The sequence below is a fragment of the Tenacibaculum sp. A30 genome, assembly GCF_051200845.1.
Lineage (GTDB): Bacteria > Bacteroidota > Bacteroidia > Flavobacteriales > Flavobacteriaceae > Polaribacter.
On record NZ_CP195160.1, the window covers coordinates 1,216,611 to 1,229,537 of the forward strand.

At 32.7% G+C, this 12,927-nt stretch carries 16 protein-coding genes; 9 read left to right on the forward strand and 7 right to left on the reverse strand.

Annotation, left to right across the window (positions count from 1 at the left end):
- Positions 1-73 precede the first annotated feature (73 nt).
- Both ACR9ES_RS05775 and ACR9ES_RS05780 read left to right on the forward strand, forming a co-directional pair.
- Positions 74-709 (forward strand): YqaA family protein, encoded by a 636-nt coding sequence (locus ACR9ES_RS05775; protein ID WP_435255438.1) that lies wholly within the window; start codon positions 74-76, stop codon positions 707-709.
- Between the two features lie 6 nt (positions 710-715).
- The gene (locus ACR9ES_RS05780; RefSeq protein WP_274634676.1) at positions 716-952 is read left to right on the forward strand and encodes a DUF1456 family protein; all 237 of its coding nucleotides are present in this window, start codon (positions 716-718) and stop codon (positions 950-952) included.
- 211 nt (positions 953-1,163) lie between these two features.
- Here ACR9ES_RS05780 and ACR9ES_RS05785 read toward each other — a convergent pair whose 3' ends face one another.
- Both ACR9ES_RS05785 and ACR9ES_RS05790 read right to left on the reverse strand, forming a co-directional pair.
- Entirely contained in the window at positions 1,164-1,529 is a 366-nt protein-coding gene (locus tag ACR9ES_RS05785) for a DUF3127 domain-containing protein (RefSeq protein ID WP_408036469.1), read from the reverse strand.
- Between the two features lie 7 nt (positions 1,530-1,536).
- Positions 1,537-2,397: a flavin reductase family protein gene (locus tag ACR9ES_RS05790; RefSeq protein WP_435255439.1), complete on the reverse strand. Its 861-nt coding sequence runs from the start codon at positions 2,395-2,397 to the stop codon at positions 1,537-1,539.
- Between the two features lie 75 nt (positions 2,398-2,472).
- On the opposite strand from ACR9ES_RS05790, the gene ACR9ES_RS05795 reads away from it, so the two are divergent.
- Positions 2,473-3,621, forward strand: coding sequence for a sensor histidine kinase (locus ACR9ES_RS05795; RefSeq protein WP_435255440.1), 1,149 nt, complete (start codon positions 2,473-2,475; stop codon positions 3,619-3,621).
- On the opposite strand, the gene ACR9ES_RS05800 is transcribed toward ACR9ES_RS05795, so the two are convergent.
- From ACR9ES_RS05800 to greA, 3 genes are all read right to left on the reverse strand, one after another.
- Entirely contained in the window at positions 3,618-3,812 is a 195-nt protein-coding gene (locus tag ACR9ES_RS05800) for a hypothetical protein (RefSeq protein WP_435255441.1), read from the reverse strand. The two genes, ACR9ES_RS05795 and ACR9ES_RS05800, sit on opposite strands and share 4 nt — an antisense overlap.
- A gap of 18 nt (positions 3,813-3,830) precedes the next feature.
- On the reverse strand, positions 3,831-4,223 hold the full coding sequence (locus ACR9ES_RS05805) for an HIT family protein (RefSeq protein WP_435255442.1): 393 nt from the start codon (positions 4,221-4,223) through the stop codon (positions 3,831-3,833).
- Between the two features lie 81 nt (positions 4,224-4,304).
- A complete protein-coding gene (gene greA / locus ACR9ES_RS05810; RefSeq protein ID WP_274634670.1) occupies positions 4,305-4,778 on the reverse strand; it encodes a transcription elongation factor GreA in 474 nt (157 codons plus the stop codon).
- Positions 4,779-4,976: 198 nt separating this feature from the next.
- Here greA and ACR9ES_RS05815 point away from each other — a divergent pair, with 198 nt between their 5' ends.
- The 4 genes from ACR9ES_RS05815 to ACR9ES_RS05830 all read left to right on the forward strand — a co-directional run bounded on the left by ACR9ES_RS05815 (position 4,977) and on the right by ACR9ES_RS05830 (position 9,228).
- Positions 4,977-5,384 carry a Rieske (2Fe-2S) protein gene (locus ACR9ES_RS05815; protein WP_299009417.1) on the forward strand — a complete coding sequence of 136 codons (408 nt, stop codon included), beginning with the start codon at positions 4,977-4,979 and terminating at the stop codon, positions 5,382-5,384.
- Between the two features lie 63 nt (positions 5,385-5,447).
- Positions 5,448-6,605: a 5-(carboxyamino)imidazole ribonucleotide synthase gene (locus ACR9ES_RS05820; protein ID WP_435255443.1), complete on the forward strand. Its 1,158-nt coding sequence runs from the start codon at positions 5,448-5,450 to the stop codon at positions 6,603-6,605.
- A 38-nt stretch (positions 6,606-6,643) separates the two neighbouring features.
- On the forward strand, positions 6,644-7,123 hold the full coding sequence (gene purE, locus ACR9ES_RS05825; protein WP_435255444.1) for a 5-(carboxyamino)imidazole ribonucleotide mutase: 480 nt from the start codon (positions 6,644-6,646) through the stop codon (positions 7,121-7,123).
- A gap of 77 nt (positions 7,124-7,200) precedes the next feature.
- On the forward strand, positions 7,201-9,228 hold the full coding sequence (locus ACR9ES_RS05830; RefSeq protein WP_435255445.1) for a M3 family metallopeptidase: 2,028 nt from the start codon (positions 7,201-7,203) through the stop codon (positions 9,226-9,228).
- Here the strand turns inward: ACR9ES_RS05830 and ACR9ES_RS05835 are convergent, their stop codons facing one another.
- On the reverse strand, positions 9,229-10,455 hold the full coding sequence (locus ACR9ES_RS05835) for a glycosyltransferase (protein WP_435255446.1): 1,227 nt from the start codon (positions 10,453-10,455) through the stop codon (positions 9,229-9,231).
- A 4-nt stretch (positions 10,456-10,459) separates the two neighbouring features.
- Positions 10,460-10,930 carry a heme-binding domain-containing protein gene (locus ACR9ES_RS05840; RefSeq protein ID WP_435255447.1) on the reverse strand — a complete coding sequence of 157 codons (471 nt, stop codon included), beginning with the start codon at positions 10,928-10,930 and terminating at the stop codon, positions 10,460-10,462.
- A 187-nt stretch (positions 10,931-11,117) separates the two neighbouring features.
- On the opposite strand from ACR9ES_RS05840, the gene lpdA reads away from it, so the two are divergent.
- Together lpdA and ACR9ES_RS05850 are read left to right on the forward strand one after the other, a co-directional pair.
- Positions 11,118-12,518, forward strand: coding sequence for a dihydrolipoyl dehydrogenase (gene lpdA, locus ACR9ES_RS05845; protein WP_435255448.1), 1,401 nt, complete (start codon positions 11,118-11,120; stop codon positions 12,516-12,518).
- A gap of 90 nt (positions 12,519-12,608) precedes the next feature.
- Complete coding sequence (locus ACR9ES_RS05850; protein WP_435255449.1) at positions 12,609-12,902, forward strand: DUF2185 domain-containing protein; 294 nt, start codon at positions 12,609-12,611, stop codon at positions 12,900-12,902.
- Positions 12,903-12,927 lie beyond the last annotated feature (25 nt).

A 12,927-nucleotide genomic window follows, 5' to 3' on the forward strand; every position in this document is an offset into this window, starting at 1 on the left:
ACAAATATTTGTTGGCGTAATTTCTAATTACCTCGTACTTTTGCTATTCCTAAAAATTAGAGGCTTTTTAGCGATGAGTAAAGAAAGTAAAAGATACAATAAAAAGAAAATAAACAAGCCGCATTATAAACGTTTACACAACTATTATAATCGCACTGGGTTTTACATGTTTATTTGGGTAAGCTTAAAAAAAGCTTTTTGGCCAATTGTTGGGGTTGTTGTCGGATTATTATTATTTAATAAATACGTTTACAACATCAATGATGGTTTACAAACCATGACTGAAACCTTTTCTAGAACAGGAGTTTTAATTACTTTTTTTATATCTGAAACGATTTTAGGATTAATTCCGCCAGAGATTTTCATCGCTTGGTCTAAAAAAACAGAAGATCCTATTGTAAATATTTCTTTGTTAGCAACCCTTTCTTATTTAGGAGGTTTGTGCGCTTATTTTATAGGAAGAACCTCTTTAAAAATTGATTCTGTAAGGAATTACTTAGAAGTTAAAATGGCTAAAAACCTTAAAAACACAAGTAAGTGGGGAGGTTTTTTAATTTTAGTAGGAGCGTTATTACCACTTCCTTTTGCTATTAGCTGTTTAACTGCTGGTATGATTAAATATCCATTTAAAAATGTAGTTTTTGTTGGCTTATTTCGTTTTGCACGTTTTGCCATTTATGCTTGGGCTATATTTTCTGTAGTAAACTAATATAATATGGCACTCAACAACAACGACATTTTTAAAAAGCTACGAGTAGCGCACAAATTAAGAGACACTGATATTATTGACATTTGTGCTTTGGTAGACTTTAAAGTTTCTAAATCGGAAATCAATGCTATTTTTAGAAAAGAAGATCATCCAAAGTATATGGAATGTGGCGATCAGTTTTTACGAAACTTTTTAAACGGGCTTATTATTCACCTAAGAGGTCCGATGCCTGAAAAGAAATAATAAAAAAACCTTCTGAACTCAATCAGAAGGTTTTTATTTTCCCCTTAAATTCCTCACTCAATATCTTTTCATTGAATGATTACATTACAAATATATAGCTATCTTTTGATTGGGTAAAAGACATATCCGCAAATAAAAATGTAGTTTTCCGCAAAACAAAAAAGAGCGCAATTTGCGCTCTTTTTATTTGTATTCTTTTTTCTAAGCTTCCTTAGAAAGGTAAATCGTCTGGTTCGTTAGCAGATAAATCTGGAGCTGGCTCGAATTGATCTGCTGGTGGAATGTTTTGAGGAGCAGCTTGTGCTAAGTTTTCAATTCTCCAACCTTGTACAGAGTTAAAGTATTTTGCTTCACCTTGAGGGTTAATCCACTCTCTTCCTCTTAAATTAATAGAAACTTTAACATCTTGTCCTACTTGATAATTGTTTAATAAATCACATTTATCTTGAACAAATTCAATTAAAATCATTTGAGGATATTGCTCATCAGTAGTTACTACTAGTTCACGCTTTCTGAATCCGTTAGATCCAAATGTTTGTGTCTCGTTAATTAATTTGATCTTCCCTATTACTTCCATTTCTTATCTATTTAATTAAAAGTACCTTCCAAGCACTTTCTACATCATTATTTTGTAAATACTCTTGTGCAAAAGTATGTTTTTTTTCAGTTGAAATGCCCACAAACTGTGCATGTTCTTTCGCAAAGTTATTAACATCTTCATCACTAGGTAACTGTTCTACATTCCCTAACATTCCTAGATTATTACCTGTTAATACATTACTGTTTCTTATTTCTTCAGGAATTTGATCTACTCCAATTCCTAAAGTTGTTAAAGGCTTCGGAATTTCAAAAAAGCCATCTCTAGCTCTGCTATAATAACTTCCTCCGGCTCTTGCTACTAAATCTATTTTATACTGATCTATACTTCCATCTTCAGCTAAGACATCTTCATTTATGTGAAGTTTTACCACTTCACACACAATTAAATTCCCTGCTCCGCCTTCTTCTCCTGTATAGATTATATCTTTTACTTTACATTCAAATTGTACTGGTGATTCAGCTACTCTAAACGGCTTTACTTCATCTGAAGGTAACATTGTAAATCCTGCTTTTATAAATTCATTAACTCCTTTAGGATACATCGTACTACTCAACGACATTTGCTGTACAATATCGTAATTTACAATATTAATAACCACTTCTCTGGTTGCTTCAGCATTGTCTAATGTATGTTTGGTTTTATTTCCTCTTACACTACGTGCTGGAGAAAAAATCATAATTGGTGGGTTTGCCCCAAATACATTAAAAAAACTAAATGGTGATAAATTTGGGTTTCCATCTGCATCTACAGTACTTGCAAAAGCAATAGGTCTTGGAGCTACAGCTCCTAATAAATATCCATGAAGTTTAGAAGTTGGTATATCTTTAGGGTTTATTGATAACATTCTATATAATTTTAGTGTAAATATACTACCTATTTATAAATTTAGTTATTCTAGATAATAGTTTATATTTGATTGATGGTTTTTTTTAGAAACACTTACTGGGTAAAACGCATTGCTATTAGCATTTCTTTACTTCTCGTTTTGTTTATTTTGTGGAATACCTATGTGTTCTTTCAAAAGTTTAAAAAAGACGAGCGCTCTAAAATGGAGATTTATGCTACTGCCATTAAAGAAGCTGCAGCTAATTCTGATTCTAATGGTAGTTTTAATTTAGTAACAAAAGTTTACCAAACGATAGAAGATATTCCTACCATTTCTGTTCATGAAAATGGTGATATTAAAGAATTTAACAATCTAGATTCTATCAAGTCGAAAGATCCTAAATACCTTCAACAGCAATTGTACATTATGAAAAATCAAAATGAACCAATTGTAATCGAATATTTGGGGGTTAAAGAATACATTTATTATAGAAACTCCGATCTTTTATACCGACTAAAATATTATCCACTTGCACTAGTACTAATTTTAGGGCTTTTCTTAACCATTATTTACATGGTTTATAAATCGAATAAAGTTGCCGAACAAAATAAGTTGTGGACAGGTATGGCCAAAGAAACAGCGCATCAAATAGGAACTCCTCTTTCTTCTTTATTAGGATGGATTGCTATTTTACGTACTGAAAATGTAAGTAGTGATTATGTTGATGAAATTGAAAAAGATGTTCGTCGTTTAAACACCATTGCCAACCGTTTTTCTAAAATAGGTTCGTTACCAGAACTAAAGCAACATAATATTGTTACCATTACAAAAACTGCTTTCGATTACTTAGAAAACAGAAGTTCAAAACAAATTTCTTTTTCTTTTATTACTGAAAAAGACGAGCTCTTTTGTAACTTAAACACTGAACTATACGGTTGGGTAATTGAAAACCTTATTAAAAATGCTATTGATGCTATGCAGGGCAAAGGTAAAGTTGCTGTAACTATCGCTGAAACATCAAAAAACATTAAAGTATTCGTTTCTGATACTGGAAAAGGAATTCCTAAATCACAGTTTACACAAATATTTAATCCTGGTTTTACCACTAAAAAACGTGGTTGGGGACTCGGATTATCGCTCTCTAAACGAATTATTGAAGATTACCACAACGGAAAAATACATGTATTAAAATCTGAATTAGGAAAAGGAACTACTTTTGAAATCTTATTGAATAAGGTTTAATTTTTTTCTTTTCCCTCTAACCTACTTTTCATTGAAAGTCCAAAAAGAAGACCTCCAATTCCCCATAAAATTATTCCTATAACAACACTTTTAACTGTTATTTCTTTACCTTGAAACCAAGGAAAAACAACAACTATTATTAAAAACATCGTAAATCCCCAACTTAAACCAGTTTTAACCCACTTTTTCATAGCTCTTTTTTATTGTTATTACTCAAAATTCTTAGCAATTCCTTCTGCAACTGCTACAAACTCTTCATTCGTTAATTTTTCTTTCTTTGTAAATCGAATATCTTCCATCGTATGTAACGGAATTAAATGTACATGTACATGCGGTACTTCTAAACCAATTACACTCATTCCTATACGTTCGCAAGGAATTGCTTTTTCAATCGCTTTTGCTACTCTGTATGAAAAAGACATTAATCCATCATACTCTTCTTTCGATAAATCGAATAATTTATTTTCTTCTCGTTTCGGAATTACCAAGGTATGTCCTTTAACATTAGGATTAATATCTAAAAAAGCAAAATAGTTATCGTCTTCTGCTATTTTATAGGATGGAATTTCTCCGTTGATTATTTTTGTAAAAATACTTGCCATTTTATGCTGTTTTTTTGTGTTTAGTAAAAATAAATAAAGCGTTGCATAAGCAACGCTTTAACTATAATTATTTTAAAAAATCTATCTAGAAATTTCAACAATTTCAAATTTCATTATTCCATTAGGAACTTGAATTTCAGCTACCTCACCTACTTTTTTACCTAACAAACCTTTACCTATTGGTGAGTTTACAGATAATTTTCCGTTTCTTACATCACTCTCACTATCAGCCACTAAAGTATAGGTAAACTCCATGCCGTTAGTAGTATTTTTAATTTTAACAATTGAATGAATTAAAATCTTAGATGTATCTAACTGACTCTCGTCTACAACACGAGCGTTTGCTACCACATTTTTTAGTTTTGCAATTTTTGTTTCTAACAGCGATTGCTCTTCTTTTGCTGCATGGTATTCAGCATTCTCACTTAAATCTCCTTTATCGCGAGCATCAGCAATTTCTTGAGAAACTCTTGGTCTTTCAACTTGTTCTAATTGCGCTAATTCTTCCTTAAGCTTTTTTAATCCTTCCTCCGTATAATATGATACATTACTCATCTTTTCTCCTTTATTTAAATTATAAACAAAATCCTATATGCTTTACTCAACATTTAGCCAAGAAGCATTTAACCTTTCTTCCTAAAACCCTGTGGGTTAAATTTAAAAATCCCACGCCCGAAGGAATGAGATTGTTACACAAATGTACAAAATATTTGTAACTTCGTCACGTTATGATATCAACTCTGTACTAAAACAATGAAAAAATTCTTTTACTTATTTTTTGTTATAATTTGTTTCAGCTGTAGCGAGAACACTCGCACAAGTAACTGTTTTTTAGGCTTACAAGTAAATACTATTGTCGATTTAACATTACCTGAATACCAAAGTCTACTAACAGCTGGCGGTACAGTTGAAACAGTTCTTCAAGGAAGAAATGTGTATATTTTTAGAATTGGAAATAACTTTAGAGCTTTTGACCAACAGTGTCCTGAAAGAAATTGTAATTCTTTAATGACATTTAACGGAGTAGAAATTATATGTCCTTGTGATGACAAAAAATATAGCTATATTTCTGATGGAGCTCCTTTAGATGGTGAAGGTTGTCATGCATTTATGTATTTTGTTACTCAAATTAGTAATTCTCAACTAAGAATATCTAGTTAATACCATTTGTACTAAGAATTAGATTCTTATTTTTGCAGCTACAACACAACTAACACATTTATCGTGAAAAATTATTTTTCTTCAAACTTTAAATTGGGCGTTCTAGGAGGCGGTCAGTTAGGAAGAATGTTACTTGCCGAAACGCAAAAATTTGACATCTATACTGTTATTTTAGATAGTAATACCGATGCACCTTGTGCTCAAATTTGCAATGAATTTCATCAAGGAGATTTATTAGACTATGATACTGTTTACAACTTCGGAAAAAAAGTAGATGTACTTACTATAGAAATTGAAAACGTAAATATTGACGCCTTAGATGCTTTGGAAGCTGAAGGATTAACTATTTTTCCTAAGCCGAAGAACTTAAGAACTATTCAAAACAAAGCACATCAAAAAGTGTTTTATCACGACAAGGGAATTCCAACAGCTCCTTTTTCTCGCTTTACTTCCTTAGAAGAATTAAAACACTCAATTAGTAACGAAGCTATTACCTTTCCTTTTGTATGGAAATCGGCAAGATTTGGCTACGATGGAAATGGTGTAAAAATAGTTCGTTCAATTAACGATTTAAAAGGACTACCTACAGGAGAGTGTATTTCTGAAAAACTAATTCCTTTTAAAAATGAACTGGCAGTTATTGTTGCCAGAAATGCTAACGGAGAAACCAAAACCTATCCTGTTGTAGAAATGGAATTTCATCCAGAAGCAAACCAAGTAGAATATGTAATTTGTCCTGCAAGAATTGAAGATACTATTGCTCTAAAAGCACGTGAAATAGCATTAAAAGTAGCGGATGCTTTTGGGTTTGTAGGTTTACTTGCGGTAGAAATGTTTCAAACTGAAGATGATCAAATCTTAGTAAACGAAGTAGCTCCAAGAACTCATAATTCAGGGCATTATTCTATTGAAGCAAGTTATACTAGTCAATTTGAACAACATTTACGTAGTATTTTAAACCTTCCTTTAGGCAATACCGAAAGTAAAGTAGCTGGAATTATGGTAAATTTAGTAGGTGCAGAAGGCTATACTGGTGATGTCGTATACGAAAATATTGAAGAGATTTTAAAGATTGACGGAGTTACTCCTCACATCTACGGAAAAAAGACAACCAAACCTTTCCGTAAAATGGGACATGTAACTATTGTGAATGAAGATATAAATGAGGCGAGAAAAGTCGCTCAACAAGTAAAAGAAACCATTAAGGTAATAGCAAAATAACCTCTCGACTACGTTCGAGATGACAAAAACATAAATTTATGGTAGGAATTATCATGGGAAGCGATTCTGATCTTCCAATTATGCAAGAAGCAATTGATATTTTAGAGAGTTTTGATATTCAAGTTGAAGTAGATATCGTATCTGCACACAGAACTCCTGAAAAATTATTCGATTACGCTAACAATGCGCACAAACGCGGAGTACAAGTTATAGTTGCTGGTGCTGGAGGTGCTGCACATTTACCAGGAATGGTAGCTAGTATGAGTCCGTTACCAGTAATTGGAGTTCCTGTAAAAAGCAGAAACTCTATCGATGGTTGGGATTCTGTTTTATCTATCCTTCAAATGCCAGGTGGTGTTCCTGTTGCAACTGTAGCTTTAGACGGAGCTAAAAATGCAGGAATCTTAGCAGCGCAAATTATTGGTGCTTCTGACAAATGTGTCCTAGACAAAATTATCACTTACAAAGAAGGACTTAAACTGAAAGTTGAACAGGCTTCAGAAAGAGTAAAAAAATAATAGTATTTTAGTACTATAAAAAGTAAACCTCACAGAATACCTTTGTGAGGTTTCTTCAATTTTAAACCTAATTTTTTATGACTAAGAATCCACTTTTACAAGATTTTAATACGCCTCCTTTTTCTCAAATTAAAGAAGAAAATTATAAGCCTGCTATAAAAGAAGCTATACAAATAGCTAAAGATGAAATTAATGCTATTGTTAAAAATTCTGAAACTCCAACTTTTGAAAACACACTAGTTTCATTAGACAATGCTGGTAGCAAATTAGATAGAGCTACTTCTATTTTCTTTAATTTAAACTCCGCAGAAACCAATAAAGAAATTCAAGAAATAGCAAAAGATATTTCACCTTGGTTAAGTGAGTTTAGAAACGACATGATTTTAAATGAGGGGTTATTTAAACGTGTAAAAACTGTATACGATCAATTGCCTGATTTAAACTTGACTCCTGAGCAAGAAATGTTGTTAGATAAGCAATACAAAAGTTTTGCACGTAATGGAGCAAATTTAAATGAAACTGATAAAACTGAGCTTCGCAAAATTGATGCTGAGTTAGCAAAATTATCGTTACAGTTTGGAGAGCATGTATTGGCTGAAACCAATGCCTTTGAATTATTAATTACCAATGAAGATGATTTAGCAGGGTTGCCTGAAAGCGCTAAAGAAGCTGCTAAAGAACTTGCGAACTCGAAAGGTAAAGAAGGTTGGATGATTACCTTAGATTACCCAAGCTATATTCCTTTTATGACCTATGCTGATAATAGAGAATTGAGAAAAAAGTTAGCAATAGTTTTTGGTAAGAAGGGATTTCAACAAAATGAATACAATAATGAGCAAATTGTAAAAGATATTGTAACCTTACGCCACAAACGTGCCAACCTATTAGGTTATAAAACCCACGCTCATTTTGTATTAGAAGAGCGTATGGCAGAAACGCCTGAAAAAGTTATGGAGTTTTTACATGAGTTATTAGAGAAAGCCAAACCTGCTGCACAACGTGAGTTTAAAAATTTAGCAGAATTTGCAAAAGAACTTGACGGAATAGGTCAATTACAAAAATGGGATGGTGCTTATTACTCTGAAAAACTAAAGAAAAAATTATTCAATTTAGATCAAGAGCTATTGAAGCCATATTTTAAGTTGGAAAATGTAATCGACGGGGTTTTTACTGTGTCTAACAAGCTTTTTGGTTTACAATTTGAAGAAATTAACACTATTGATAAGTATCATGAAGATGTTAAAACCTACGCTGTAAAAGATACGGACGGAAATTTTGTTTCTTACTTATATGCTGATTTTCATCCGAGACCAGGAAAACGTAATGGTGCGTGGATGACTTCATACAAATCACAATATATTAGTAATGGAGTTAACGAAAGACCTCAAGTCTCTATCGTTTGTAATTTTACCAAACCTACGCAAACTAAGCCTTCTTTATTAACTTTTAACGAAGTTACTACCCTATTCCACGAATTTGGTCATGCTTTACACGGAATGCTGGCTAATACTACTTACAAAAGCTTATCAGGAACTTCAGTTTCTTGGGATTTTGTTGAGCTACCTAGTCAAGTTTTAGAAAACTGGTGTTACGAAAAAGAAGCGCTGGAATTATTTGCAAAACATTATGAAACAGGAGAGGTTATTCCTATGGAATATGTTGAAAAAATTAAAGAATCTGCGAGTTTCAATGAAGGAATGCAAACCTTGCGTCAATTAAGTTTCGGATTATTAGATATGTCTTGGCACTCTGGGAATTCTCCTGAAACTATTGCTGATGTAAAAGAGTTTGAAACGAATGCTTTTGAAAGCACTCAATTATATCCTGATGTAGCTGAAAACTGCATGAGCACTTCTTTTTCTCATATTTTTCAAGGTGGATACTCTGCTGGATATTATTCTTATAAATGGGCAGAGGTTTTAGATGCCGATGCTTTTGAATATTTTAAAGAAGAAGGTATTTTTAATAAGGAGATTGCGGATAAATTCAAAAACAATGTATTATCTAAAGGCGGAACCGAAGAGCCTATGGAATTATACAAACGTTTTAGAGGAAGAGAACCAAAACCAGATGCTTTATTAAAACGTGCTGGATTATTAAAATAATTACTTATTCTTCTCTTCAATCCATTTGCTCATAAACTTTGTGGCTTGTAGGGTTTGATGCTGTAACAAACTTCCAAGAAAATTTTGTGTACGATGTACATTAAGGTTTTCTTGGATTTTTTTTACGCTCTTCATAAAAGAAATCTCTAACACGACTTTATCGTACAGTGAATTAATAATCTCTACACCTTTTTGTTGATACTTTTTCCAAAGGATATCATAAGTATATAACTCTATAGCTTTGTTAGCAAACTTCTCAAAATCATCCTCTATAAATCCGTTCCAAGGTAAATCTTCATGCATTCCTTCAGCTCCTATTGAACTAGTTACACTTGGCGTTCCACATTCCATAGCTTCAGTTAATTTTCCTTTTATTCCTGCACCAAAACGGATGGGCGCTAACACTACTCTAGCATTTTTAACTACTTCGAGCGCATCTTCTGCAAAACCTTTAACGATAAATCCTTCTTTGGGTTTATGTAATTGTTGAATTTGTTGCGTAACATAAGCTCCGTAAATATGCAATTCAGCATCGGGTAATTTTTTTCTGATGTATTTCCATATTGTTTTTAATTGTAATACAGCATCAACATTTGGTGCATGAAAAAAATTACCTACAAATACAAAATGCGCTCGTTCTTCAAAAGGTTTCCAACTTTCAATAACTTTATCATCAATCTTATTCAACAAAAAAGGTAAATGATACAACAAAGCTTCATCAATCTTAAAAACTTCTTTTAGCAATTGAATTTCATAAGTTGAAATGATCAAACTTATATCACAACGTAAAATAGCAGCTATTTCTCGTTTTGCTTCATCAGATTTCAATAAAGCTTCGTTAGAAAACTCCGTGCCTTTTTTTAATTGTTGATGACGTACTTTTCGTAAAAAATGTAAATCTTCTGTATCTAAAATTCGCAAAGCTTTCGGGCAGTATTCTGCTACACGCCAACCGAATTGCTCTTCCATCATAAAACGATCGAACAACACTACATCAGGTTGAAGTTCCTTAACAAAATCATCAAAAGAACTTGAATTCAATTCAATCGACTTCTCTTCTATACCTAATTCAGCTAAGTTTAAAGAGTTTTCGGTTTTTTGAGCTGGTGTAGCAAAAGTAATGGTATAATTATGGTTTTTAAAAACATTGATTAGCTGTAGCATTCGGTTACCAGCTCCTGTTGTTTTTTCTACCCAAACATACCCAATAATTAAAAGTTGTTGCATTAATTTAGTCCGCTAATTGCGTTTGGTAGTTATTTTGAACGCTTTTTGCCCACTCTGTGATTTGTTGTACTTCTTCTTTAGACAAACGAGCATCGGCATGTGTCCAAGTATATGAATCTAACGGCATTTTTCCTTTTTCAACTTCTTCCCAAACCTCTTTCATTTTATGTTCCTTTCTTTTTAAAGAATAAGTAGCCCATTCAGAAAAATTCAATTCTTCTTTTCCATGATTTATATGATCTGCCAACCAATAATTCACAGGCGTAATACTACTATACCAAGGATAACGTGTTGAATTACTATGACAATCAAAACATGCAGTTTTTAAAATTTTATGCACTGCATCATTTGGCTTGGTTTCTTCTATAAAAGACTGAACAGAAGTAATTTCCCCTTCATTTTTTTCTGGTTGAAAAAATTGTGCGATTACTAACAGTAGTAATAAAACTCCGATGATTTTTTTAAAAATTTTCATACAATGCGTTTAAGTTTTAAAGATATGAAAACTAATTTTATCGACAAATAATTGTACTTTTGTACTTCATTTTTACGAAAGCCCAAAATGGGCAATTGCAAACAATGTTCAACATCAACATAAATAGTTAAACTATTGGTAACGGACATTGTGCAATATAAATAGATGAAATAATAAAACACAACTCATGAAATACGATTTAATCGTTATTGGTTCTGGTCCAGGAGGATATATCGCTGCTATCAGAGCCGCTCAATTAGGTTCTAAAGTTGCTATCATTGAAAAATACTCGACTTTAGGTGGAACTTGTTTAAATGTTGGATGTATTCCTTCAAAAGCTTTATTAGATTCTTCGCACCATTACTATGATGCAGTAAATCATTTCGAAGAGCATGGTATCTCTGTAGAGAAACCTTCTTTTGACTTCGGAAAAATGGTAGCTCGTAAAGCAAATGTAGTAGAAACTACTACAGGAGGTATCAAATATTTAATGGACAAAAATAATATTGAAGTTTACGAAGGTTTAGGATCTTTTGAAGATGCTACGCACGTAAAAATCACTAAAAATGATGGTACTGAAGAAGTAATTGAAGGTACTAACATTATTATAGCTACTGGTTCTAAACCATCTTCTTTACCATTTATTACTATTGATAAAGAGCGTGTAATTACTTCTACAGAAGCTTTAAAACTTCCTGAAGTTCCTAAGCACTTATTAGTTATTGGTGGTGGTGTTATTGGTTTAGAGTTAGGTTCTGTTTACAAGCGTTTAGGTGCTGAGGTAACTGTTATCGAGTACGCTCCAACAATTACTCCAACCATGGATAAAGATGTTTCTAAAGAACTGACTAAAGTTTTAAAGAAACAAGGAATGAAAATTAATGCTAGCCATGGAGTTACTTCTGTTGAAAGAAATGGTGACGAGGTTGTAGTAAAAGCTACTAATAAAAAAGGTGAAGAGGTTACTTTTACTGGTGATTACTGTTTAGTTTCAGTAGGTCGTCGTCCGTATACTGAAGGATTAGCTTTAGAAAAAGCGGGTGTAAAAGTTACTGAAAGAGGAATGGTTGAAGTTAACGATCATTTACAAACTAACGTTTCTAACATTTATGCAATTGGTGATGTAGTTCGTGGAGCTATGTTAGCGCATAAAGCGGAAGAAGAAGGTGTTGTGGTTGCTGAATATTTAGCTGGACAAAAACCTCATATCGATTATAACTTAATTCCTGGAATTGTTTATACATGGCCAGAAGTTGCGGCTGTTGGTAAAACAGAAGACGAATTAAAAGAAGCTAAAGTAGATTATAAAGTTGGAAAATTCTCTATGCGTGCATTAGGACGTTCTCGTGCAAGTGGAGACTTAGACGGATTTGTAAAAGTTTTAGCGGATAAAAATACTGATGAAGTATTAGGGGTTCACATGGTAGGTGCTCGTGTTGCTGACTTAATTATGGAAGCAGCCGTAGCAATGGAATACAGAGCTTCTGCGGAAGATTTAGCTCGTATTTGCCATGGACACCCAACATACTCTGAAGCTGTAAAAGAAGCAGCGAAAGCAGCTTGGGATGGAAAACCATTAAATGCTTAATAAAAAGCTTTAAATATACTTTAAAAAGCAACCTCAAACGAGGTTGCTTTTTTGTTTTAATTAAGTTAGTTTAGTTAAAAATTAGGCAACATGGATACAAGAGGAATTTTAATTACTAAAAAAATTCTAGACGATAAAGAGTTACCCTATTGGATGTATCGAGAAAAGGCGGAGTTAGATATAGATTCTGGTTGGAGAATATTTTCGGGTACTGAATCTGAAGAGTATTTAAATAACCCTCAAAATACTGTTCCAGTTAGCTATGAAACTGTAATCAAACTAGACCCCGATATAGAAATTAACCTACTTGCCCCTTATGGAACGGCTTTTGAGAGAAATACAAAAACTAAAAAATGGAAAATAGTAGAAGACTGGAACATATAAATAAAAAATCCCGAACTAATTTAGT